This is a genomic window from Pedobacter sp. 05T44 (assembly GCF_056395985.1).
Window position 1 is genome coordinate 400129 of the sequence record NZ_JBFTKO010000002.1, and the last position, 25341, is coordinate 425469.

Sequence of the window (25341 nt, forward strand, 5' to 3'; positions counted from 1 at the left end):
AGGAGTTTTTTAGTACATTCATCATGTTTTAGCTTACGTGCTTTATGTATAAACCTATAACTTTAAAAGATATCGCAATAGCACTGGACCTTTCACCTTCAACGGTTTCCCGGGCGTTAAGGGATACTTACGACATTAGTGAAAAGACAAAAAAACTGGTAAATGACTATGCCACTCTTGTAAATTATCAATCCAACCCAATGGCGGCCGGACTGAGGAGTAAAAAAAGTAAATCTATTGGCATAGTTGTCCCTGATTTAGCAAATAGTTTCTTTTCACAAGCCATATCAGGAATTGAGTCAATAGCTGAAAAAGAGGGTTATCATACCATAATCTCGCAAACAAAAGATTCATATCACAAGGAAATCGAAGTGATTAACCATATGGCTAACCGCTATGTTGATGGTCTGATCATTACCATGTCTTCCGAAACAACTGAATATACACATCTACAGCAAATGCATAAAAGCGGTTTGCCCATTGTCTTCTTCGACAGGATTGTAGATGAAATAAATACCTATAAAGTAGTTTGCAATAATTTTGAAAGCTGTTATAAGGCCACTACGCAATTAATAGAAAATGGTAAAAGAAATATCGCTTTTCTAGCTAATGCACCACAATTGTCAATATCTAAAGAGCGGATAGGCGGATATAAAACAGCAATGACTGATCAGCTAATTTCATCGCGTGATGAACTGATCAAGTTCTGTCCTTCAGGAGGCAGCGATTATGAAGAAGTTGAACTGGCAATAAAACAATTGATGGCATTAGACGAGAGCCCCGATGCAATATTTGTGGCGGGAGACAGGCTGAGCATGGCTTGCCTGAGAGCTGTAAAAAATTTAGGTATTAAAAGCGATGAACTGTCAATCATAGGTTTTTCGAATGTAGATATTATTGATTTGCTTCAAACCCCAATTTCTCATATCAGACAACGAGCTTTTGAAATGGGGCAAATATCTATGACCATGCTTTTAAAAATAATTGAGACTAAATATCCAATTACTGACTTTGAAACCAAAGTAATTGATGCTGATATATTTTGGATGGAACATCTAAGCGTATGAAAAACAAACTTCAGTTAAAGTTCATGCTGATATTGGCATTGATGATTGGCATTGGTAAACAGACGATGGCTCAAACCGGCATCAGTCATATTTTAGCGCCAAAAGTTTTACCAGGAAAAGGACTTAAGCAATTCGATTTTTTTTATGCCGGTGAAGCCAAATCCCGCAATATGTATATTGTGCGTGGTGGTAAAATAACATGGTCTTATATAGATACACTGGGAAGAGGGGAAATTAGTGATGCAATATTAATGAAAAATGGAAATGTATTGTTTGCCCACCAATATGGCATTACTTTAATTAATTCCAATAAAAAAGTGCTTTGGAAGTATAATACACCAGAAGGGTTCGAAACGCATACAGCTCAGCTCATTGGCAAAACACATGTTGTATTTGTTCAAAATGGTAATCCGGCCAAAGTTTTAGTCATGAATATCAACAGTAATAAGATTGAAAAAGAATTTAAGTTACCTTTTAAAAGTGGTACTCACGGTCAAATCAGACATGCCAGATTAACAAAAGAAGGAACTATACTAGTTGCTCATATGGACTTGGGCAAGGTTTGCGAGTATAACATCAATGGCAAGGAACTTTTATCACTTAATGTTCCCAGTGTTTGGTCGGCCGTACAATTAAAAAACGGCAATATATTGGTCACCAGTAATAATCGATTTGTTCGGGAAATCACACGCAGCGGCACGATCGTTTGGGAGTACATTTTAGATGAAATACGCGATTATAAGGTTTCATCACCACAACTTGCAACACGTTTACCTAATGGCAATACACTTATAAATAACTGGTTTAACCAATGGGATAGTAAACTAGACCCTGAAAATGCACCGGTACAGGCTATCGAAGTTACACCAGCTAAAAAAATTGTGTGGGCACTCCGCTCATGGGCAGCACCGGTAAATTTGGGGCCATCAACTACCATCCAGTTACTTAAGGATATCGGTTCACTAGAAAAGTTTCATTTTGGTGAAATAAGATAAAGATGTTTTAAAAAAAGCCCCCATTCGACCGGGGGCTTTTTTTTTTCGTATAAAATTATTTTCATTGAATTTAATTGCAATTCTAAGAGTATAGGATTGGATTCTTTGTGTCTTAATTGTATGGAGGAAAAGAAACCAAAAAAAGATGATTGTGAGGAAGAGGGGCCTTTATCCTTTAGAGTTGAAAAAGTTTCTCCACAAAAAATAAAGGAACACTGGCAAAAAATAGCGAATAGAATTAATGGAATACCCAAGACGGCTCCCGATGCTGGTATTCCAAATAACAAAGATAATCCCAATAAAAATGATACCTACTAAAGCTTCCTTTACGGATAAGAAATATCTGGTTACCCTTTTTTTTGTCACCTCTCTTTTTATGTTATGGGGCATCGCCATTACCATGGCCGATGTTTTAAATAAACATTTTCAGCATGTACTGAGCTTGAGCAGATCGCAATCGGCCTTTGTACAATTTGCCGTGTTTGGCGCCTATGCGGTGATGGGAATTCCTGCCGGCTTGTTTATGAAACGATATGGTTATAAAAACGGAGTATTACTTGGTTTATCACTTTTTGCAGCAGGTGCCTTTCTTTTTGTTCCTGCTGCTTATACCTCCTCATTTGCTTTTTTTGGTCTTGCCTTGTTTATCCTGGGTTGTGGCTTATCAACGCTCGAAACTGTAGCACACCCTTTTGTAGCTGCACTAGGAGACCAGCGCACAAGTGATCAAAGGATTAATTTTGCCCAATCTTTTAATGCAGTGGGCGCAATGCTGGGACCATTGATCGGCTCTTATTTTTTACTAAGAAACAACACGCCGGGAAGCACAGACCTAACTTCAGTAAGGATTTTATATCTGGTAATAGGGGGAGTGATTGTATTGATTGCCATTTCTTTTGCAATGGTTAAGGTAAAAGATACCACTGATCCACATGCCGTGCTGGCAGATGAAGCAGCTGTGAATGTTGATGTTGCACCTGATAAAAAACTTTTTGAACACAAGCATTTTGTATGGGCGGTGATTGCACAATTTTTCAATGTGGCGGCGCAGGCTGGAACTTGGGCATTTTTTATCAACTACGGACATGAAAAAATGGGATTCAGCGATGAAAAAGCCGGAAATTATATGGTCTTGTTTATGGGGTTAATGCTTCTAGGTCGCTTCACAGGTACCTTTTTAATGCGGGTAATTGCACCAAATAAGCTGTTGGCGGCTTTTGCCCTGTGGAATGTGTTAATGTGTATTATCGTAGCACAAGGATTGGGCTGGCCTTCTTATGTAGCCTTGCTGATGATCAATTTCTTTTTTAGCATCATGTTTCCTACTATTTTCAGTCTTGGAATCAAGAATCTAGGTGCCCACACCCAGCAGGCTTCCTCATTCATTTCTATGGGAGTTGTGGGAGGGGCCTTTTTTCCATTCATTATGGGAAGAATGGCAGACCATTTTGGAGTGGCTCATGCGTATTATGCACCCATTGCCTGTTACCTGGTGATTTTCTTTTTCGGAGCTAGATTTTATAAAGTAAAACATTAATGAAACGAAAGATAGTAAGTGTGTTCTTGTCAGGCCTTTTTTGGGTTGGTATGGCAAGGGCTCAGCACATCAAAATACCTTCTTTAACCCATACTGAACACCCAAGACTGCTCACCGATGCGAAAACGGGAAAAGCACGACTGGCCACATTGATTAGTCGTGAAGATTGGGCAAAAACTACATATGAGAAAATTACTGCTGAGGTAAGTCCTTACGTTGATCGGCATCAACAAGACAGCACCTGGATGGTTTCCCGCCTACAGATGTACTGGAATACCCATTCAACAGATGTTTTCATAAAAAATGGTGCTTATGCCTATGCAACAGGAAAAGCGCCTGTCCCAACAGTACGGTTTACCGGTACCAGAGATGTTGCCAGTCAGTATATGCGGCCTAAACTGGAAGATATTAAACCCTACATGGATCAGGATGGCAAGGTCTATTTTCAAAGCAAGGGATCCGGACAGGCCTGGGAATGGGTAGATCAGTCTAAAACAGGCAGAAGTATTGAATCGATAAATATTGAAATCATCAATAAGGCAAGAGATGCGGCAATGATTTACTGGTATACCGGATCAGAAAAATATGGAAAATTCGCTTACGATCTTTTCAAAACCTATATGACCGGAATGTATTACCGGAATGAACCAATAGACCTGAACAAAGGGCATGATCAGACTTTGGTAGGTTTGTCGTCATTTGAAGTAATTCATGAAGACATCCTGGAGCCTTTAACTGCATGCTATGATTTTTTGCATGGCTACATTCAAAAAAAACACCCCAAACAATTGCCTTTGTATGCAGAAACATTTAAGAAATGGGCAGATATTATTATTAAAAACGGTGTGCCTTTCAATAATTGGAACCTGATAGAGGCAAGGTTTGTTGCCTGCATCGCCCTGATACTTGAAAATGATCAGGTTTATCCGGATAAAAAAGGTTGTGGGTACTATCTGGATCAGATTTTGAATCAAACTCATACACGGCAATGGGCTCTTACCGATATTTTAAAGAAAGGCTATGATCCCAAGACGGGAATATGGGCCGAATCTCCGGGCTATTCGGTAAATGTTTTGGCTGATTTTACGGGTTTTGTAAACTTCTTTGATAGAACCATGAAAATGGATCTCTTACCTGAACTGCCTGTGCTTAGTCAGGCAGTTTCTGCACAGCCACAATACTTATTTCCCAATGGGTCTATCGTTGGATTTGGGGACACTCATTATGGGCCAATCCGCATGGAACCCATGGAAGATCTGATCAGGAATGCCAGGTTGCATGGAAAAAAACAACAGGAACTATATTATACACGTTTGTTAAAAACAATGCAGAATCTGCGACAAAAGGAGGAATCAGGTTTGCCAAAGTTAAGGACTGGTTTTATGTCTTTGTTTAGTAATCCACCTTTAACGCTTAGTGAATCGGTAGCAACTGGTTTACCAGAGGATTATATGACTGCCACTTTTTGGGCGCCTAATGTAGCCTGGATGGTACAGCGCAATGGTATTGATCCGCACCATGGCCTAATGATCTCTCAGGCCGGTTCAGGCGGAAATCATGCGCATGCGAACGGAATTGCGATGGAATTATATGGGAAAGGCTTGATACTTGCTCCTGAAGGGGGAATTGGAGGTAGTTATTTTCAATCCGATTATGCAGAATATTACTCTCAGTTCCCGGCACACAATACTGTAGTGGTAGATGGCATTTCATCATACCCTACTATGAAAAGTAACCATTTTCTTAAACTACAGGGTGCTTATCCGGAACCGGGTATAAAACAGGGATACTTTAAGGATGTTACTTATTCGAATTTACTGTTTCTGGAACCAGAGACCAATTCTAACCAGAACAGGCTAATGAGCATTGTACGAACCAGTGACTCTAGTGGGTATTATGTTGATGTTTTCCGGTCGGCTAAAAAAAATGGAGGTGATAAGTATCATGATTATATCTATCATAATCTAGGGCAGCGACTTAGTCTTACTGATGCCTTAAAAAAGCCATTGCCCTTAAAGGCTACTGATAAGCTGACCTTTGCCAATGAGGAGCTGATGGGTTATGATTATTGGTACGATAAGCAGTCTGTCGTTTCATCAGGCGATTTCAATGGCAGGTTTGAGCTAGATATTCCTGGAAGGGCAGGAGTATATATGAACATGTGGATGAAAGGATATCCGGATCGTGAGATTTTCAGCGTGAAAGCACCACCCTCAAAATCCTGGAGAAAAGATCAGTTGATACCTGATAGTATTGCCAACTTGCCTTTACCTACTGTTGTGGTACGTCAGAATGGAGCGGCATGGGAGCGCCCCTTTGTAGCAGTTTACGAGCCTGCCGAAGGTAATACTGGAGGAGATATTGCCAGGATCTCTTCATTTGCAGGGGTAGGAAATGATTCTTCTTTTGCGGGAATCCAGGTTGAAAGTAAAAATGGAATGATCGATTATATTTTTGCAGGGGCAGCGGCCGAAAGCATTAAATATCAGGATATGCAGTTTAAGGGAACTTATGGAATGGCGAGAGCTAAAGCTGATGGATTAGTGTTTTTGTTTCTTACTGATGGGAATGAACTCTCAAAATCTGGATATGGTCTGTTCGCCGGTAAAAGTGCTTCGGCAGTGTTGTCTTTTAAAGATAAACAAGCCTTTTTCAGCTCATCCGCCGAAATCAATCTAACACTTCCCGACGTTTACCTTAGTGATAAAGAAGTTTCAATAAGCTTTACCATTGAAGGAAAGCTGAAAAGAATAATAGGTAATAGATTGGAAAACAATGGAACAAAGGTTGTTTCTTTTATGATGCCGGCTTTGAATCTCACCGAAATTGCTATTAAACAGTAATACCAATATCTTTAGGTTATGACAAAGAAACTATCCATAAGAGATATTGCGGGCGAACTAAACATATCCAAGACCACAGTATCTCTTATTTTAAATGGTAAGGCAAAGGAAAACAGGATCAGCGATGTGTTGATCGAGCGGGTGGTAAATCATGTGGAGAGGAGGGATTATAAGCCTAACCAGCTTGCAAAAAGCCTTAGCACCGGTAAAACCATGATTATTGGTCTCATGGTCGAAAAAATTTCTGATTATTTCTTTGCGCAGGTAGCTTATCATATCGAAGAGCTGGCTTATCAGAATGGCTATAAGATCATTTATTGCAGTACAGATAATGATGCTCACAAAACCAGAGAACTCATTAATCTTTTTCGTGAAAGACATGTAGATGGATATATCATTACACCTCCGGCAGGCATTGAGCAGGATATCCAGGCATTGATTGATGATGGTTTACCTGTGGTGCTTTTTGACAGATATTTCGAAGAGGTAAATAGCAGTTATGTGATTCTTGACAATTATAAGGCAAGCTTCGATGCAGTAATGTACCTGATTAACAGTGGTCACGAAAATATTGCCTTCGTTGAACTTGATTCCGATCAGAGTCAGATGCTCGATCGGCGAAAGGGATACCTGGATGCCCTGGCAGTGAAAGGCCTTAAGCCGCTGTTGTTAAAAATACCGTTCTCCAGTACAATGGACCAAAAGGCAGCGCGGCTGGTCAACTTTATCAGGAATAATAATCAGCCAGAGGCTATTTTCTTTGCCACAAATTACCTGGCCTTTAGCGGAATAAAAGCACTTAATCAGTTAAATCTTAATATTCCAGGTGATGTGGCCATCGTTGCTTTTGATGATCATCAGGTCTTTGATATTTACGCTCCAACCATAACGGCAGTAGCACAGCCGATTTCAGAACTGGCAAGTCAATCCATCCGCATATTGCTGGATATGCTGGATCCTAAAAAAAATGCTCAGTTTCCTCAAAAGATAGTTGTCCAATCAGCATTCATCGTTCGTGATTCGACTAAAAAATAGCAAAGCAGTGTATTCCTTGTAATTAGAATTTTCTAAAATTTATTTATTTCTGAGTATAACTGATAAATTTAAGTGTCACTAGTGTATGACGACAATAAATACTTTCAGAAATCTTTTTTTCACAGTGGTAGTTGTTCTTGGCAGCAAGATCAGTTTTGGGCAGTTGAACACCAGGCAATCCATTGCCTATTGCACTTCACAAATCCATAAAACGCTTAGTCAGCTTCCTGCAGATAGTGTGAAAAATATACCAAGAAGCATTCTTTCTGGTCAGCAGCAATGGCAGTTCATTAACTATCAGGACTGGTGTAGTGGTTTCTGTCCCGGAATACTTTGGTATGCTTATGAAGGTACACATGATCAGAAATTTAAAACCCAGGCCGATAAATTTTCGCGCGAGCTTACACCACTTTCTACTAGGAAGGCATTTGATCATGACCTCGGTTTTCAGATTTTTAACAGCTTTGGAAATGGTTATCGATTAACAAAGAATCCTGACTATAAAAAGATCATACTCGCCTCTGCTGATACTTTGGCAACCCTGTTCAATCCAAAGGTAGGCACCATTTTATCCTGGCCACGACCAGTTCCCAATATGGAATGGCCACAGCATAATACCATAATTGATAACATGATCAACCTGGAAATGTTATTCTGGGCCTCAAAAAATGGAGGTGATAAAAGGCTCTATGATATCGCTGTATCACACGCCAAAACTACTATGAAAAATCATTTCAGACTGGATTATACTTCTTATCACGCAGTGGTTTACGATAAAGAAACCGGTAAAAAAATAAAAGGTGTAACCCATCAGGGGTATGCAGATGATTCCATGTGGGCGCGCGGACAAGCCTGGGCTATATATGGATATACTATGTGTTACAGGGAAACCAAAGACCCTTTATTTTTAGATTTTGCTCAGGAAGTGACTGATGTTTACTTGCAGCGATTGCCTGCCGATCTGATTCCTTATTGGGATTTCAGTGATCCTGCTATTCCAAAAGCCCCAAGAGATGCTTCTGCAGCAGCTGTTGTTTCTTCAGCTTTACTGGAACTTTCAACGTTTACCAAGGATAAAATTAAGGCAAACACCTATAGGGATAAAGCAGAGCAAATGCTAACTTCTTTATCATCAGTACAGTACCAGAGCAGACAAAAGAATAGTGCTTTTCTTTTACATTCAACGGGACATAAACCCAACGGATCTGAAGTTGATGCTTCTATTATATATGCAGATTATTATTATCTTGAAGCCTTATTGAGGCTTCAAAGGCTTCAAAAGGGCTTAAATCTTAGGAATGCCTTGAAATAAAAGCGTTTACAGAACTGCTTTTATTTGAAAAGTATTAGCCGGATGCAGATATAATCTGCCTATTTTAGGCTACTGAATTAATAAACTGAACAGGGGTGAGGATTTCGCTGATTTTATTGCTTTTTCTTTTTAGCCTAACAGGGCTAAAGGCAACGGATTTTCCTCCTGTGAGCTATTTGGGGATAGAAAATGGCTTGTCCAATAACCTGGTGCGTTCCATTTATCAGGACCACAACGGCTTTATGTGGTTTGGTACCCGCGATGGCCTGAACAGGTATGATGGATATGGATTTAAAGTATTTCGAAACAAGCTCAATGATCCGCATTCTTTGGTGCATAACATTATTCATGTCATAACCAGTGATGTCAGAAATCATTTGTGGATTGGAACCCGCCAGGGAATTAGCGTCTACGATGAGCTTTCCGGAAAATTCAATACCGTAGTTTATCACTCTGCCAAAGGTACGGACACCATAAGGGAAGTGATCAAAGATATTGAGGCAGACGCCAAAGGAAATGTTTTTATCGGGTCTGAAGGCCTTGGCTTGCTCTTATGCAAAGCCGATAAACTTATTGCAGACCAGATTCCCTTAGTTGTAAATGGAAAAGAAACCAGGTCATATGGAGTTCAATCTCTTAAAATGGATCAGAAGGGAAAGCTCTGGGTATTTGTTCAAAATCTTGGGTTATGCGTGCTGGACGAGCATTCAGGCAAGCTTAAACTAATAAACACTTCCCTTAGTATGTCGCTTTGCATGGAAATTCTTGGCAACTATATCTGGATTGGAACAAATAACGGCCTGTTTAAATATGATATGCTTCACAATGGCGTGGAACAGATGTTTGCTACGGGTAATGTGCCAATTAGTAGTGCAGTATCTACACTTAAGTTTGATTCATCAAAAAATCTTTGGATTGGGACAGTTGCCGGACTGATATATCTCCTTAATGGTTCCAGTTCGGAAATAGAATCTTTGAAAACGGCAGATCATAAAAATGCTCTGGACGGTAGCATGATTTATTCTATTTATATTGATAAGGAGTCCAGGAAATGGATCGGAACTTCTTTTATCGGGGTGGGCATCATTGATCCGAATAAAAAGAAATTTCAAACAATCGCGAATGAGCCTGGAAACAAAAAGTCACTGGCAAAGAGTGCCATTACAGCCTTTTACGGTGATCAGGAGGATCAGCTATGGATTGGTACTGAAAACTCAGGACTTAATATCTGGAACAGAAAAACAAACTCATTTGTTCAGCATCAAAATATTCCAGGAGATCCAAAATCCCTTTCGGGAAATTTTATTACCGCTATTATCTCCGATTATAAGGGGGATGTTTGGCTGGGGACTTTTGCCGACGGATTAAACCGATACAACAGATCAACCCAAACTTTTGAGAGATATAAGTGTATTAATCCTCAAACCGGAATAGAAAGTAAAGTTGTGTTCAACTTATACGAAGATCGTGCCCATACCTTATGGGCAGCTACTTTGCGCCGCGGCAGTTTACTGGGAGCTTTATACAGATTAAACCGCACCGAAAATAAATTTGAGCTCTTTGATACCAAACTTACCGACCTGTTTGTATTGCATGAGGATGCCCGAGGTGTTTTTTGGGGAGGGAATCTGAACCAGCTGGTGAAAATCGACAAATTGGGTAAAAAACACCAGTTCTTTAATATTGGTTATACGGTTCGGGTAATTAATGAGGATGCGCGTGGCAATTTCTGGATTGGTACAGAAGGTGGTGGTCTTTTGCTTTTTGATCGAAAGACGGGTAAAATAATTACACGTTATACCACAGAAAATGGACTGTGTAACAATTCCGTACTCAGCCTGCTCGATGATCAGAAGGGTAATCTATGGATCAGCACTTATAATGGGATTTCTAAATTTAACATTGCAAAAAAGGAGTTTACAAATTTTTATCAGAGTGACGGTCTTCAAAGTAACCAGTTTCAGATCAATTCAAGTCTGAGGCTAAAATCTGGAGAGATGGTATTTGGGGGGATAAAGGGATTTAATATTTTTCAGCCTGCAAGTATTGTCCCTGTTAACAATGCGCCCAATCTGTTGCTAACAGGACTCAACATTGATAATGTACCAGTTGAACAGCATCCTTCTTTTGTAAAAGAAAGTAAGAGTGGCAGGGTTCTGGAACTTAAGGTTCCTTATGATAAGGCAGTGTTTTCTTTTGAATTTACTGCGCTTGAATATTCTGCCTCCGATAAGATTTCGTACGCCTACTATATGGACGGATGGGACAGGGACTGGAATAAAGCAGGGAATTCGCGCACAGCTACTTATACCCATATGGATGAGGGTAGTTATGTTTTTAAAGTAAAAAGCACCAATATCGAGGGTGTTTGGAACAGTAAGCAAATCAATTTAAAGATTGTTGTATTGCCACCATGGTATCGTACCTGGTGGGCATACCTAATTTACTTCAGTGCAGTTGCGGCTTTAGTGTATCTGTATTTTCTCTATCAATCCAGACAAACTAAACTTACTTATGAAGTTAAAATAGCAAATCTCAGTGCAGAACGCAAAAAAGCCGAGTATGAAGCGGAAGTGGCAAAACATGAAAAAGAACGTCTTGAACATGAAAAAGAGCGTGTAATTAATGAGAATGAAAAAGAGTTGAATGAAAAAAGGCTGTCTTTCTTTACAAATATTTCCCATGAGTTCAGAACCCCATTAAGCCTGATCATCAATCCTGTTAAGGATTTGATGAAAAAGTCAGAAAACCGATCTTCTGAGGACATTAAGGAACTCGGTTTTATCCACAGAAATGCAAGAAGAATGCTGAGTCTGATTGATCAGCTCTTGCTTTTTAGAAAGGCCGAAGCGGGGTTTGACCATATTAGGGTTTCGAAATTAAACTTATATGATTTGTGTCAGGAGGTATATCTGTGCTTTACCCAGCAAGCAGCTTCAAGAGCGATTCAGTACGAGCTTATCTTCGAAAATAAAGCACTGGAAATTTTTGCTGATCGTGGGAAACTGGAAATTGTTTTGTTTAACCTGATATCGAATGCACTAAAATATACCCCTTCCGGTGGTGCCGTTTTGATCGAAGTAACAGAAACAACTGAAGATGTACTCATTAAAGTGGAAGATAACGGTTCTGGTGTTCCTGCCGATGCAGGCGATCAATTGTTCGAACGTTTTTACCAGGCCATACGAAAAGATAATTCCGCTAAACCGGGCTTCGGAATTGGTTTATTCCTGGCCAAACAATTTACAGACCTGCATAGTGGGCAATTAAGTTATACCAGTGAGCTGGGTAACGGCACCTCATTTTACCTTTCATTGTTAAAAGGACAATCGCATTTTCCGGAGGTTATCGCAGACCTGGATAATCAGGGTGAATCCGTCTTATTTAATGAAATGCTTGGCGAAGTGGATGCATTTTCAGATGAGTTTAATGCAGATGAAGAGGTAGAACTGATTAGTGATAAACAAAGTATCTTAATAGTTGATGACGAAGCAGATATCAGAACCTATATTAAAAGTGTATTCAAATCAGATTACCTGCTTTATGAAGCGGAAAACGGGACTGATGGACTGAAACTGGCTACAGAGAAATTACCTGACCTGATCATTACTGATTTCAGGATGCAGGGCATTGATGGAATAGAGTTTTGTGAAAAGATAAAGAATGACCCCGCATTATCATATATTCCCGTCATATTACTTACCGCAAGTGCTTCCGCAGACATAAAGCTAAAAAGTATGGAGGGTGGTGCTGATGACTATATCAGCAAACCATTTGAAAAAGAATACCTGGTGGCCCGTGTGGCAAATCTTTTGAAAAACAGGAATAACCTGCAGCGGTATTTTTATAATGAGATTACGCTTCAATCAAATAACCTGACCATATCCGAAGCTTATAAAGAATTCCTGGAAAAGTGTATCATCATTGTTGAACAGCATTTAAATGATGCCGACTTTGGAATTAAGGCCCTTGCAGAGGAGATCGGAATGAGCCATTCCAATTTGTACAAACGGGTAAAGTCAATTTCAGGACAATCCGTAAGTTCCTTTATTCGTTTCATCCGCTTGCGTACTGCAGCAAGGATCATGATCAATACAGATTGTAATGTAAACGAGGCGGCTTTTCAAACCGGGTTTAATGATGCTAAATATTTCAGCAAACAATTTTTTAAATTGTTTCATTCCAACCCATCTGAGTTCATAAAGAAACACCGCAAGTCTTTTAATAAGCGCTATAAATTCAAAGATTAGCAAAAAATAGCCCTCTTTTAGGTTAAAAAACGCCATTTGGCGAAAATACACTCCTTAATTACGAGTTTGTACCCTTCCTTTTTTTTATTCCAAACCATATTCGTAACTGCAATTTACGGCAAACCAGAGCTGAAAATCTTTCTGCTCAGGCTTGTTGCAAACCAAACATTGCAGTAACCAAATATGTAATTCTTATGAGCAAAGTCGACAATTTGATGGTGTTATGGGATCAGACCAGGAATGGTGAGCAAGGATCTTTTGCCTTACTTCACAAAGCACTTTATCCGGGTTTATTCAGATATGCATTTACCACGATTCAGGATGCTGATCTGGTCGATGACCTTCTGCAGGAACTCTTTATTAAGTTCTGGGAAAACAGAGTGAGGATAGGTGAAATCACTAATGTCCGAGCTTACTTTTACCGTTCCACCCGCTGTACCTTATTGGACCACATCCGGAAATCCCAATTGAAAGCATCAAAGCTTGAGGCAATGCCTTTTGCAGAATTTGAATATTCAAATGAAGATGCCATTATTTCCAGGGAGCAGGATGTGGAGTTAAAAGAGGTAATGATGGGGGCCATTAATAATTTACCACTGAAACAACGCGAGGTCATTCATATGCGTTTTTACCAGGACCTTAATTATAACCAGATATCAGAAATCACGGGGATAAAGTATCAATCTGTAGTTAATCAGGTTTACCGTGCAGTTCAGATTTTACGTGAAACCTGTCTACTTTCCAATATTTATGCAGCTTAGAAAATTAAAACCACTCTTAACCTTTGTTGTTGCTCTGGCTGGTTTCTTTAGTTCTGTTAGGGCACAGCAACTGGTTTCAGGATCTCTTCAGCAATTGTATTCTCCGGATAAAAATATCTTAATAACATTCTATCAGAAACAATTAACCGACCGTACCCGTGCGATGTATTACACGGTAAATTTTAAAGGAAAACCCGTTATACTGGAATCTTTATTGGATTTACAGTTAGACAATCATTTAAGTGAGCAGGCGATGGCGTTAAAGGTTGACCGGCGCGAAAAATGGTTTGAAAACCTGAAGATAACCGGAATTGTTCGCAATTCTAAAGATACAGCATGGACGCCCATAACCGGTGAGAGTAGCCAGATCAGAGATCATTATCAGGCCATCACGATACAAGCAGTAAAAGAAGACAATCCAATTTATCCCATCCACATAGAAATACGTGCTTATAATGAAGGCACCGCATTCCGGTATTTCTTTCCCGAGAATGAGAAGGGAACCTATTATCGGATTGTGTCTGAGAATACCGAATTTTCATTGCCCGAGGGAACTAATGCCTGGCATGCTTCATGGGCTCAGGCACCTTACCGGTTATTGCCTTTAAAGAACTGGCCGGATGAGGGAGAAAGACCTTTAACTTTGGAACTGCCTGATGGGTTATATGCCTGTCTTGCTGAGGCGCAGATGGTTGATTATGCACGTACAAAATTCAAACTGAGCACTGTAAAATCCAATACCATTCAAACTTCCATGTATACTCCTGCAGATCTGATCTCGCCATTTGGTACTCCATGGAGAGTCGTAATGGTAGCAGAAAAACCCGGAGATCTCATACAAAACAATCACTTGCTGCTTAACCTTAATACTCCATCAAAGATAAAGGATGAAAGCTGGATTAAGCCGGGCAAGATCATCAGGGTAATGACCCAGACCACTGCAGATGCAAAGGCGAATATTGATTTTGCGGTAAAACATAACCTTCAGTATATCCTGTTCGACTGGAAATGGTACGGGCCATCATTTACTTTTAAATCTGATGCTACTAAGGTGGCCATTCCGGATTTTGACCTTCCTGATATTATCAATTATGGGAAAGAAAGAGGCGTTGGTGTTTGGCTGTATGTAAACCTTCAGGGTTTGTATAGTCAATCTGATAGTTTGTTTAAGGTTTATGAGAAATGGGGGGTGAAAGGGGTGAAATTTGGGTTTGTACAAGTGGGGTCTCATCGCTGGACAACATGGGTGCAAAAAGCCATTCAGCAGGCTGCAGATGCGCATATCATGGTGAACATTCATGATGACTGGCGGCCAACAGGGGAACAGCGTACATGGCCTAATCTCTTGACTTCAGAAGGCATCAGAGGAAATGAGGAAATGCCCGATGCCACCAGCAATACCATTATGCCATTTACCCGATACATTGCCGGAGCAGCGGATTATACCATTTGTTATTACGACGAGCGAATCAAAACTACTCATGCCCATCAGCTGGCAATGGCGGCAGTTTATTATAGTCCCTTACAAACCTTATATTGGTACGATAAGCCAGCTCATTCCAAAGATGAACCGGAACTGGAGTTTTGGGATAAAATCCCGACTACCTGGGATGAAACCAAGGTCATACAAGGAAATCCTGGTGAATACATTACTATTGCCAGGAGAAAAGCAAAGGACTGGTTTATTGGAACGCTGACCAACAATGATGCACGTAAGCTTAAAATACCTTTAAATTTTTTACCAAAGGATAAAAAATACATTGCCAGTATTTATTCAGATGATCCTTCGGTTGCAACGGCTACTAAAGTAAGGGTAACCAGGAAACCGGTAGATCATAAAACCATAATTGATACAGATTTAATTCCATCTGGTGGGCAGGCCATCTGGATAAGAGAAATTACTAAATGATGAAAACCAAGTTTGACCTCCTGATTGTTCTTTTTTTTGTGATCCTATCAATTCCTGTCAAAGGAGCCGTCTGGCAATGGTCAGTGGCAGTGAAGACCATTCAAAACGATAAGCCTTGCAGGGCTTATTTATGGATTCCGCCCGATTGTAAAAGGGTTAAAGCTTTTATTTTTTCGCAGAACAACATGGAAGAGCATTCCATTCTGGAGGATCCTGAATTCAGAAAAGCTATGGGTAAGCTAGGTATCGCCCAGGTCTGGATTAGTCCGGCCTATGACCTTTTTTTTAATTTTAGTAAGGGGGCAGGAACTGTTTTCAATGATGTTATGAATGATCTGGCCGAGGTATCTGGTTATGATGAATTGCGGAATGCTCCATTTATCGGAATGGGGCATTCTGCTGCCGCCAGCGCTCCATATTACATGGCTGCGTGGAATCCTGAAAGAGCACTTGCTGCGATTTCAGTTAGCGGCCAATGGCCTTATTTTCGCCATCCCGTTTTTGCTCCGGATATCTGGGGAACTAGAAATATAGATTTTATACCCTGCCTGGAAACCATGGGAGAGTATGAGGCTGCTGAAAGTGTGGCTTTAGAAGGATTAAAGCAAAGAGCAACACATCCGCTGCTGCCTTTAAGTATGCTGGCAAGTCCGGCAGAGGGGCATTTTGCAAGTAGCCCTGAAAAGTGTAAATATATTGCGCTATACATAAAGAAAGTAATGCAGTACCGTTGGGTCGAAGGTACTGGCCAAACCAGACTTCGATCTGTAGATCCCACTAAAACAGGCTGGTTGGTTGATAAGTGGAGTAGGGATGAGCTTCCAAAGGCAGAAGCGGCGCCAGTGAGTCGGTACAAAGGAGATCCTGCGCAAGCCTTCTGGTATTTTGATGAGGAAATGGCAAAGGCCACTATGGATTATCAGGGTAGGTATCGCCATAAAAAAGTTCAGCTTATTGCCTATGTGCAAAATGGGAAAAAAGTTGAACAAAAGAATACACATCAGCAGATTAATCTGAAATTTGAACCCTTGCCAGATGGGATAACGTTTAAATTAGGTACAGCTTTTTACGATACTATACCGGGGGGAAGCCCCCGTCCGGCTATATGGGCAGGTGCTTCTGCTGGTGAGCGTATTGGGCACGCAAATAATGCGGAATCAATCGTGATCCGAAGAATTACAGGCCCGATGATCAGGTTTAATGACACTACTTTTCGAATTCAGCCTCAGTCGGGATTCTGGCAAAACCCACATAGTTATGAGCTGTGGTTTGCCGTTAGCCATCCAGGAGATGAACAGTATAGGCCAGCTGTGCAACAGGCCCAAATGCTTGTTCCTCCTATGAATACTGCCGGTAGGAAGCAGCACCTTACTTTTTTACCTATTCCGGATCAGTCTGCAAATAAAAACGGGATTGAACTTAAAGCCAGCTCAGATGCAAATGTGCCTGTTTATTTCTATGTGCAGGATGGCCCCGCAGAAATTGTAGGTAATCGCCTGAATTTTTTTAAAATTCCCCCACGTAGTCGTTTTCCTATAAAAGTTACTGTTGTGGCCTGGCAATATGGAAACAGCAATGAACCCAAATTGCAAACTGCAGCTCCTGTTATAAATACCTTTTGGATTACGCGTTAGCTGTTGTCTTAGAGCTGTTGTCTTAAACTGTCGTTTTAATGCTCGCCGTTTTAACGCTCGGTGATTTAACGTTGCCGTTTTAAAGTTGTCGTCATCTCCTTTGGTTAATCAAAGGAGATGACGGCGAGTGTTATAGCGTTGTGTGCCAAACACATCAATGTAAACAGAAACACCTCAAGGTAAAGAGTACATTAATGTTCCGAACCCTAACTGGTCAAAGCCCCCACTGTTTGGTCCGTAGTCACCTCCGCCTCCTTCTGGTAAAGTTGTTTGTACACCCAAAGCCGTATACCTCGCTTCAGACTCAGCAACTTTTTTAATCTTCGCATAATGAAAATAGGCGGCAGACCACATCGGACGAACCGTGCCCCGGCTATTGTCACTTACTACCTTGTGTACCTCTGATTGGGCGCAATTTGCTGCCCACAGACGGGTATATTCATGAAAAGGAACTCCCAGCCTCGCTACATTGTATTTGGCAGTGTATTCACAAGCTTTAAGGAAACGGTTATTATCAAGACCATAAAAATCGTCGCCCTGGTTCCATGCCATTTGGGAAATTGTACTCATTAACGCAATTACCAGTGTAGCATGACCCTGATCACGTCCACTTTCCTGCAATTGCGCCAAACCCGCATTTTCACCATCAAACACATAATTAATCGCTTTAAACCAGTTGCCATTGCCGTTTCCCCTTTGTAGATAGTTAATGGTATAATTATACATTGACCGGTTATCTGTTAATATACCAATGGCCATAATAGAAGCCAGGTTACACATATCCCAGTTTGCCCAATAATGGGAATCGCAAGTGCCGTTGTGTCTATTTAAGAAATCTTTGTTTATCGGATAAAAAACGTCTGTCATCCATTTTTGATACGCTTTAAAATCTGCTGCCTGCCAATTGCTATAATCCCTCATCAATTCCCCGGTCAATGCAAATTGATAGCCATAGATGCCGGCAGCCAATTGTGCATTTGAATCGCCGCTGATGCGCTTACAGGTACTTGCCCAGGCATTTAATATTTGAATGGATTTTTGCGCATATGTATTATCTCCGGAAATTTTCCATCTCAATGCCAGCTGATAGGCAGCTGCAACATCATTAAAGGCTCTTGAATAATTATCAGAATCTGGTTCTTCCGCACTTCCGCCACCCCGTACCAATTTTTCAGGAGGATTTGGCGTGTAAGATAACTGTGCATGTGAATTTGCCAGAAGTTTATCGTATCCTGAAAGCCATGGTTGTGCATTTTCGTTCAGCTTTGTTTTTATTCTTGCGAAATCTGCTGCGGTGTGTAATCCTCCAACATGTTTCATTGGAGCGCCTGGCGCCAGTGTATCAATAGATAAAGCAGTACCCTGAGGTGGATCTGTTGGGTCTGGTACTTGATTAGCAGCATCTTTCTTACTGCAGTTTAAAAGAAATATTGATCCTGCAAAAAGCAGAACCAGGTTAGTAAATAGTTTCATAATTGAGATTTAAAATTGATAGGGATTACCACGGGTATACTTTAAAAAATACTCCCGGGCTTGCATTTATCAAACCCGGGAGTATTAATTTTAGGTTTTAATTGTCTTTTACGCCATAGAACTCAAGCTCACTTACATTCAGGTTTCCGGTAGCAAAATACAGGTATAGATAACGGTAACTAGTTGTGCTGTTTATGGCTGCCTCATTCCAGTCATAAGCAGGGGCTGTTGTGATGGTGTATAAAAGGTCACCATTTGTCGTCCCTATTTTATCAGGATCATTTGTCCCATACACCCGGGCGCCATTCATTCTTGCGGCATTACCTGTTCTAGGGTAATAACGCATCCTGTTTAGTTTCGCTTTCCCGGCGGCTCCCAAATCAAAACCGAGATATCCCGATGCAACAGCACCATCGACAAAAGTTGCTATATTTCCATCAAACGCAGCTGCAATTGTTGTAGCAGGATTATTGCTCCATGAGCCGGGTGTTCCAATAATGGTTCCTGTTATTTTCTCCTCACCAACCAGGAAATAAATACCTTCAATTTCCTGTAGGCCTATATAAACCTTTATTGTGCCGGTAAGGCCTCCAACAGGTACTTTTACTTCTATCTTCGCATCTGTTGCAGAGATCACCTCGGCATTAACTCCACCAAAAGTAACCCTAATGTCACTTGCTATGGTTCCAAAGTTCTTACCCAATATGGTAACTAATGAACCCTCCAGACCGAACCCAGGCGAAATATTAATAATCTCTCCACCGGGTATAAAGGTGAAATTACCGGCCACTTCTTTGGTAAATTGCCAAACCTTTACAGAGATCTTTCCACTGGTGGCAGTTTTAGGAACAGTTACTACGATCTGCTTGTCGGTAACACTGATGATGTCCTCCTGAGTAGCCGCTACACCATTAAAATAAACAGTAACAGCTTTCTTAACATCTCCGAAATTAGTGCCGTTAATGGTGATTTGATATCCGGGCCGTCCTGCAGCCGGAGAAAAATCATTTACAGTTAGTTCAGGATAATTAAATTCTCTGAAGTTAGGATCTTTCTCACAGGAAGCGAACAAAATCGCGAAAAAGGAGAGGATACCGAACCAACTCAATATATTATAAACTTGTATTTTTTTCATAATTTCTAAAGATCTAATGATAATCCAATGTCTGTCCTACTAGTTATAACCAGGATTTTGAAGCAAATTCTTATTCAAAATAATTTGGTTTACAGGTATAGGATATAAATAATGTTTTGGTGCAAGAGAATGGTTTGCCGAACTGGAAACCACAACGCTTTTTAGCATCCCTTTTGGCGTTTGTACTGCCTCTTCTCCCCATACATACGAGGTAGGTTTATAAAGAGAAGTTGGCTGCCCCGAAGCATCTTTAAATGGTGTGGCATAACTTGCATCTCCTACAACTCTTCCCAATCGAGAAGCATTTAAAGAGACTTCCAGAATGCCCCAGCGTTTTAAGTCATCAAAACGCTTGCCCTCGCGGTATAACTCCACTGCTCTTTCTCTTCTGATTTCTTCTTTCATATCCAGACCGTTAGCCCCGGCCAATGCATTGGTCAAATGTGCTACTGCAGCACGATCTCTTAATTTATTTATAGAAGCATCCAGTTGTGCATCAGTGATGTTACCATTTAATTCAACTAATGCTTCTGCATAAGTCAGGTAAATTTCTGCCAGTCGAATAATTGGCCAATTGGCAGATTCAGTATTGTCAATCCTTCTTGAACCATATCCGTATACCGCATATTTGCTGTTTCCGTAGCCACTTGACCCTAAGCCTCCAAAGTCCAGTGTAACAGATGCGGGTGCGGTAGTGGAGGCGTACAAGTAGTTCAATAAACGTCTGTCTCTATTCTGAAATTCTGAAACTGCGGTATGATACCCTTGGAACAAAGGCGATTTAGCCGGTGGCAATCCATCTGTACACACCGCCATATCCACAAATTTGCGACTTGGATATAATTGTCCCGAGGTCCAGGTTATGTTTAGTCTTGCCTGTCTATAGGTATAATCATAAGTCCGATATAAAATGAATTCTTTATTAGAGGTCTTGTCGTACCCACCTGGATTAGACCCTGCATCCTCAAGATTGAACAAATACCATGAACTCGAATTTGCCATTTTTGAATCGGCATTTTTATTCCATAATTCATAACCCCCATTGGTCATAATGTCCTCGCATTGGGCTACAGCATCTGTAAGATACTTGTTTATATTACCAGGGTCGTATCCGGCTGTGCCGGCACCTTTGCTTGTGCCATCTCCATCAGGAGTCTGCCCTACATATTTTTCCCAGGTAGCTTCATACAACTGGACCTGGGCTTTCAAAGCCTTGGCTGCCCATTTGCTTGCCCTTCCTTTATCTGTGGCCGTTATGTTTTGCTCAATAGGTAATTTTGCAATAGCCTCATCTAAATCTGTTAAAATTTGTGCTACCACCTGATAACGACTATTGCGTTTTGCCTTTAATTCAGGCGAATTTATATCTAATACAGTTGTTACTATTGGTACACCACCATAAGTTTTAAGTAAACCAAAATAAGCATAAGCTCTAAAAAAATAAGCTTCGCCTACATACTGGCTAATTTCTGCTGCATTTGCATAGGTACTTGCTTTTGCAAGCAAAATATTGCAGTTACGGATACCGGAATAATTCCAATCATTATTGCCAACTACGATGGTGCCATAACCAATATCATAACCGTTTCCATTGGAATTTGCAGACAGATCTGAGCTATTGTCCATATTACCAAAACTCCATCCCTGTAGCTGGCCATAGAAATCGGCCGCAAATGCTTTAAAATCTGCGGACTTCTTAAAATATACTGCATCTGTATATTGTGCAGTAGGGTCCAGGTCTATAAAATCCTTCTGGCATGCAGAAATACTGAAGCCAAGTACCCCTATAGTTATATAATTGAATATCTTTTTCATTGCTTTAATCATTACTGGTTGTTAAAATCCAACATTTAAACCGAACGACCACGTTCTTGCAAACGGATAACCGCTATTTATAGAAGACTCGCCCATTTCCGGGTCAAAACCATCTTTAACAGATGTTGCTTCCCATAAGTCGTTTCCTGAGAAGTAAAATCTTACTTTGGATAGTTTTATCTTCTCCGTAATTCTTTGAGGTAAAGTATAACCTACGATCAACGTTTTTAAACGGATGTATCGGTTATTTTGCAACATAAAATCATTATTTTCATAATTCCATTTAGCCCTGGTTCCATTAACTGTTAAACGAGGAAATAATGCGTCCTGATTGCCCTCTGTCCATGTCTTTCCCAGAAATGCGGGATTCTGATTCGTAAATATTGCACCAAATGGATAAGCCATGTAACCGCTGCGCATGATATTCTGTTTCAACTGACCTTGAAAGAAAGCGTTTAAATCAAACCCTTTCCATGAACCACCCAAATTGAAACCAAAATTAAAATGTGGTGTGCCATCACCGGCATATACCAAAGAGCTTTTTTCGTTACCTATATTGGTAATATTACCTGTTCCTGCAACGTCAACTCTTTTTGTATCACCAGGACGTAAAGCTACTGCCTGATTGTTTTTAGGCATGTTGGCCAGGTTTGTACTAGACCCATAGGCAGCATAATATGCATCTACTTCTGCCTGGTTTTTAAAGTAGCCATCTGTTTTGTAAACAAACCAGGATTGCCATGGGCGCCCGTTTACGATTCCGTTTCTACCAGCGTTATAACTATCAGCACCTTCAACTCCCGATACCAAGGTTTTTGTATCACCAATGTTAAAAGCGAAATTATAGCTAAAGTCACCTTTTGTGTCTTTCCAGCCTATAACAAATTCCCAGCCTTTAGTATTGAATTTGCCGCTATTGGTTTTTGGTGCGTTACCTCCTAACACAGAAGGATAGCTTACATTGATTAGCATCCCAATATTGTTTTTTTCGAAAATATCAAAGTTGGTAGTTAATCGACTGTCAAAAAATTCCAGATCAATACCCAGGTTTTTTTGCTCTACTTTTTCCCATGTGCGGGTATAACTAATTAGTCCGTTGTTGTTCAAACTACTTGATGACTGTGGTGCAGCAGGCGAACCTAAAACAGCAGAGCCAATATTGACGGTCGACAGGTAATCGAAAGCACCCAAGCCAGATGCCTCATTTCCAGTAGTTGCGTAAGAAGCCCTTATTTTACCGAAATTAAGTACTGGCGTAATGCCCGTCAGAAAACTTTCTTTGGTAAATACCCATCCCAATTGTGCAGATCCGAAATTTTTAAATTTATAGCCTGAGGCAAACCTGGAGTTACCATCTCTTCTGCCTATCAATTCCGCCAAATATTTTTCGGCATAATTATAGTTCAATCTTGTCAGGTATGAAAACCTGCCATTTTGGGTCTTGGTTCCGCTGTTTGTTTGCGTTTCTAACCCGGCCAGACTAATATCATAAACGCCCTGGTCTTCAAAACCCACACGGTTAGCCGTTACCTGTTGCGAGTTGCTTTTTTCTGCATTGAGGCCTGCTACCGCCGATATATTGTGTACACCATTGAATGTTTTTTCATAACGTAACAATGCCGAGTAATATTGATAAAGCCCTTGCCAGGCATAAGTATTGTAAGTGTTATTTGTACCTCCGGTATTTAAACCAATCCCTGTGGGCGTGCCATACCAATTGTACAACTGCACAGGTAATACATATCTTTCTGAGTTAAATCTCTCGTTTTGCAAAGATGCCAAACCTTCCAGGGCAAGATCCTTAAAAATCTGATAGGTGGCGGTTACGTCCACTCTTCCGGTAAGTGAATTTTTATTTTCTCGCCCACCGGCAGCTGTCATAGCCGCTGCATTTCTGTTGGCACCCCCGTCAATTCCGTTAAATGTAGCAAACCATTGCCCGAAAGGATTTTTCGCTGGATAAAAAGGCATGTCGTAAGCATAAAGTGTATTGTCTAGCCCAACAGAAGGTGTACTGGTATTGGTATTAACCAAACTAACATTCGATTCAAGTTTAAATTTATCAGATAGCTTATAGTCGTGGTTAAAGTGAAGATTGTATTGTTTCTGTCCGTCATAAGCAGTAGCTAAATTTCCTCTGTTGTTTGCATAACCCACAGACAGACGATATCCTGTTGAGTCTGTACCTCTGGAAATACTTAAATTATGCTGTTGAGAATAACGCGTGGCAAACATCTCATCCAATCGGTTAGCATTAAAGATATAGTAATCTGTTCCAAAAAGATCATATCTGCCTTCCACACCTTGCTGCATTTTCTCCAGGTTTTCTTTATTTCCCCAAACCCAGTAATTTGGTCCGGCTTCTTCTTTGTTTGCCGCTAGCCATATTGAAGCATATTGCTGCATATTGGGCGAATAACCGGTAATACCGTTGGTATTAAAACGCGCATTACCATTGTAATTCACTTGTAATTTGCCTTTTCCTTTCTTAGTTGTTACCAGTATCACACCATTGGAAGCCCGTGAACCATAAATTGCTGCGGCCCCATCTTTCAAAACAGAAATGCTCTCAATATCATCGCTATTCATATTCTGGAAGGAATAGGAATTGAGAACAGGGACACCATCCACAATAATCAATGGATCGCTACCATTCACAGAAGAATTCCCACGAATCCTGAATGCTAAACCTTCGTTACCAGGGCGGGGTGAACTACGGGTAACCAACAGTCCTGGCGATTGACCTTGCAATGCCAGACCCACATTAGTTACAGCACGATCCTGGAACACTTTGCGGTCAATAGTTTCTACAGCACCTGTAAGTGTCGCTTTCTTTTGCTTTCCATAACCTACAACTATCAATTCATCCAATACATCATTTGTTTCTTTTAGTTTCACATTAATAACTTCTTTGTTATTAACTGCCAATTCCTGCGTTTCAAACCCAATGGAACTAAAAACCAGAATACTTATACTATTTGGTACGGTTAACTTAAATTTTCCGTTTTTATCTGTAACCGCACCCAGATTGGTGCCTTTAACTTTAACAGATACTCCCGGAATTGCTTCTCCTTTGGCATCGGTTACAGTACCCGACACTACCTGATCCATTTTTGCAAAATGATTTCTGCTGTTATTTTTTAAGCCCTTTATACTAGCATAGTGGGGATCCGAAAAGCTATCAGGGGTGTTATGAGTGTTAGAGGATTTAGAATAGGCTAGATTGATCAATGATGAAAATAGAATCATCTGACCAAATCCAACCCTCATAATCTTACTCCATTGAGTTGAATTTTGTAAGTGAAGTTTCATAAATTTATTTGGTTCTTTAAATGGAAAAATAAAAAGACCGCTTTCCTATTCTAAATAGTTGCGGCAAGATTAATTAACATAAAATCTCTTTATCCTAAGGAATCCTTTTCATACGCTCGGTTTAAGTGGTTTATCTATAGACGCAGCACTTTCCATTCAATACTCTCTTGCCAGATTTTATTGGTGTGTTTTGTATATAAATTATAGTTTGTTAGCTTTATTTCTGCCGTGGTGGGAATAACATATGGGTACATTTCGTCATG

15 protein-coding genes are annotated in these 25341 nt (G+C 40.4%); 11 read left to right on the forward strand and 4 right to left on the reverse strand.

Features of this window, described 5'->3' with window-relative positions; genetic code table 11:
• The first annotated feature begins 44 nt into the window (after positions 1–44).
• The 11 genes from AC1DDK_RS06270 to AC1DDK_RS06320 all read left to right on the forward strand — a co-directional run bounded on the left by AC1DDK_RS06270 (position 45) and on the right by AC1DDK_RS06320 (position 17343).
• Positions 45–1067: a LacI family DNA-binding transcriptional regulator gene (locus AC1DDK_RS06270; RefSeq protein WP_288879201.1), complete on the forward strand. Its 1023-nt coding sequence runs from the start codon at positions 45–47 to the stop codon at positions 1065–1067.
• Positions 1064–2062 carry a beta-propeller domain-containing protein gene (locus tag AC1DDK_RS06275; protein ID WP_337716822.1) on the forward strand — a complete coding sequence of 333 codons (999 nt, stop codon included), beginning with the start codon at positions 1064–1066 and terminating at the stop codon, positions 2060–2062. Before AC1DDK_RS06270 ends, AC1DDK_RS06275 begins: the two co-directional genes overlap by 4 nt.
• Positions 2063–2182: 120 nt before the next feature.
• Positions 2183–2380, forward strand: coding sequence for a hypothetical protein (locus AC1DDK_RS06280; RefSeq protein WP_172660158.1), 198 nt, complete (start codon positions 2183–2185; stop codon positions 2378–2380).
• Positions 2367–3599, forward strand: coding sequence for an L-fucose:H+ symporter permease (fucP, locus tag AC1DDK_RS06285; RefSeq protein WP_288879203.1), 1233 nt, complete (start codon positions 2367–2369; stop codon positions 3597–3599). The genes AC1DDK_RS06280 and fucP overlap by 14 nt, the downstream gene beginning before the upstream one ends.
• The gene (locus AC1DDK_RS06290) at positions 3599–6442 is read left to right on the forward strand and encodes an endo-acting ulvan lysase-like protein (protein ID WP_288879204.1); all 2844 of its coding nucleotides are present in this window, start codon (positions 3599–3601) and stop codon (positions 6440–6442) included. Before fucP ends, AC1DDK_RS06290 begins: the two co-directional genes overlap by 1 nt.
• Positions 6443–6460: 18 nt before the next feature.
• A complete protein-coding gene (locus AC1DDK_RS06295; RefSeq protein WP_337716824.1) occupies positions 6461–7477 on the forward strand; it encodes a LacI family DNA-binding transcriptional regulator in 1017 nt (338 codons plus the stop codon).
• 85 nt (positions 7478–7562) lie between these two features.
• Positions 7563–8789 (forward strand): glycoside hydrolase family 88 protein, encoded by a 1227-nt coding sequence (locus AC1DDK_RS06300; RefSeq protein ID WP_477611809.1) that lies wholly within the window; start codon positions 7563–7565, stop codon positions 8787–8789.
• Between the two features lie 95 nt (positions 8790–8884).
• Positions 8885–13039 (forward strand): hybrid sensor histidine kinase/response regulator transcription factor, encoded by a 4155-nt coding sequence (locus tag AC1DDK_RS06305; RefSeq protein ID WP_288879207.1) that lies wholly within the window; start codon positions 8885–8887, stop codon positions 13037–13039.
• Positions 13040–13233: 194 nt separating this feature from the next.
• Entirely contained in the window at positions 13234–13800 is a 567-nt protein-coding gene (locus AC1DDK_RS06310) for an RNA polymerase sigma factor (RefSeq protein ID WP_172660164.1), read from the forward strand.
• Positions 13790–15709, forward strand: a complete 1920-nt coding sequence (locus AC1DDK_RS06315; RefSeq protein WP_288879208.1) for a glycoside hydrolase family 97 protein — start codon at positions 13790–13792, stop codon at positions 15707–15709. Before AC1DDK_RS06310 ends, AC1DDK_RS06315 begins: the two co-directional genes overlap by 11 nt.
• Positions 15706–17343, forward strand: a complete 1638-nt coding sequence (locus AC1DDK_RS06320) for a thioredoxin domain-containing protein (protein WP_288879209.1) — start codon at positions 15706–15708, stop codon at positions 17341–17343. The genes AC1DDK_RS06315 and AC1DDK_RS06320 overlap by 4 nt, the downstream gene beginning before the upstream one ends.
• Positions 17344–17517: 174 nt before the next feature.
• Here the strand turns inward: AC1DDK_RS06320 and AC1DDK_RS06325 are convergent, their stop codons facing one another.
• From AC1DDK_RS06325 to AC1DDK_RS06340, 4 genes are all read right to left on the reverse strand, one after another.
• Entirely contained in the window at positions 17518–18816 is a 1299-nt protein-coding gene (locus AC1DDK_RS06325) for an alginate lyase family protein (protein ID WP_288879210.1), read from the reverse strand.
• A gap of 97 nt (positions 18817–18913) precedes the next feature.
• The gene (locus tag AC1DDK_RS06330) at positions 18914–19951 is read right to left on the reverse strand and encodes an IPT/TIG domain-containing protein (RefSeq protein ID WP_172660167.1); all 1038 of its coding nucleotides are present in this window, start codon (positions 19949–19951) and stop codon (positions 18914–18916) included.
• 39 nt (positions 19952–19990) lie between these two features.
• Positions 19991–21766, reverse strand: coding sequence for a RagB/SusD family nutrient uptake outer membrane protein (locus tag AC1DDK_RS06335; RefSeq protein WP_172660168.1), 1776 nt, complete (start codon positions 21764–21766; stop codon positions 19991–19993).
• A 21-nt stretch (positions 21767–21787) separates the two neighbouring features.
• On the reverse strand, positions 21788–25078 hold the full coding sequence (locus AC1DDK_RS06340; RefSeq protein WP_288879211.1) for a SusC/RagA family TonB-linked outer membrane protein: 3291 nt from the start codon (positions 25076–25078) through the stop codon (positions 21788–21790).
• Positions 25079–25341: the final 263 nt, after the last annotated feature.

What these genes read in the sequence shown, in the direction of transcription:
- AC1DDK_RS06340 (WP_288879211.1), bottom strand. Translation starts at nt 25,078, where the DNA reads ATGAAACTTCACTTACAAAATTCAACTCAATGGAGTAAGATTATGAGG.
- AC1DDK_RS06330 (WP_172660167.1), bottom strand. Translation starts at nt 19,951, where the DNA reads ATGAAAAAAATACAAGTTTATAATATATTGAGTTGGTTCGGTATCCTC.
- AC1DDK_RS06325 (WP_288879210.1), bottom strand. Translation starts at nt 18,816, where the DNA reads ATGAAACTATTTACTAACCTGGTTCTGCTTTTTGCAGGATCAATATTT.
- AC1DDK_RS06310 (WP_172660164.1), top strand. Translation starts at nt 13,234, where the DNA reads ATGAGCAAAGTCGACAATTTGATGGTGTTATGGGATCAGACCAGGAAT.
- AC1DDK_RS06315 (WP_288879208.1), top strand. Translation starts at nt 13,790, where the DNA reads ATGCAGCTTAGAAAATTAAAACCACTCTTAACCTTTGTTGTTGCTCTG.
- AC1DDK_RS06295 (WP_337716824.1), top strand. Translation starts at nt 6,461, where the DNA reads ATGACAAAGAAACTATCCATAAGAGATATTGCGGGCGAACTAAACATA.
- AC1DDK_RS06270 (WP_288879201.1), top strand. Translation starts at nt 45, where the DNA reads ATGTATAAACCTATAACTTTAAAAGATATCGCAATAGCACTGGACCTT.
- fucP (WP_288879203.1), top strand. Translation starts at nt 2,367, where the DNA reads ATGATACCTACTAAAGCTTCCTTTACGGATAAGAAATATCTGGTTACC.
- AC1DDK_RS06280 (WP_172660158.1), top strand. Translation starts at nt 2,183, where the DNA reads ATGGAGGAAAAGAAACCAAAAAAAGATGATTGTGAGGAAGAGGGGCCT.
- AC1DDK_RS06300 (WP_477611809.1), top strand. Translation starts at nt 7,563, where the DNA reads ATGACGACAATAAATACTTTCAGAAATCTTTTTTTCACAGTGGTAGTT.
- AC1DDK_RS06275 (WP_337716822.1), top strand. Translation starts at nt 1,064, where the DNA reads ATGAAAAACAAACTTCAGTTAAAGTTCATGCTGATATTGGCATTGATG.
- AC1DDK_RS06320 (WP_288879209.1), top strand. Translation starts at nt 15,706, where the DNA reads ATGATGAAAACCAAGTTTGACCTCCTGATTGTTCTTTTTTTTGTGATC.
- AC1DDK_RS06335 (WP_172660168.1), bottom strand. Translation starts at nt 21,766, where the DNA reads ATGAAAAAGATATTCAATTATATAACTATAGGGGTACTTGGCTTCAGT.
- AC1DDK_RS06290 (WP_288879204.1), top strand. Translation starts at nt 3,599, where the DNA reads ATGAAACGAAAGATAGTAAGTGTGTTCTTGTCAGGCCTTTTTTGGGTT.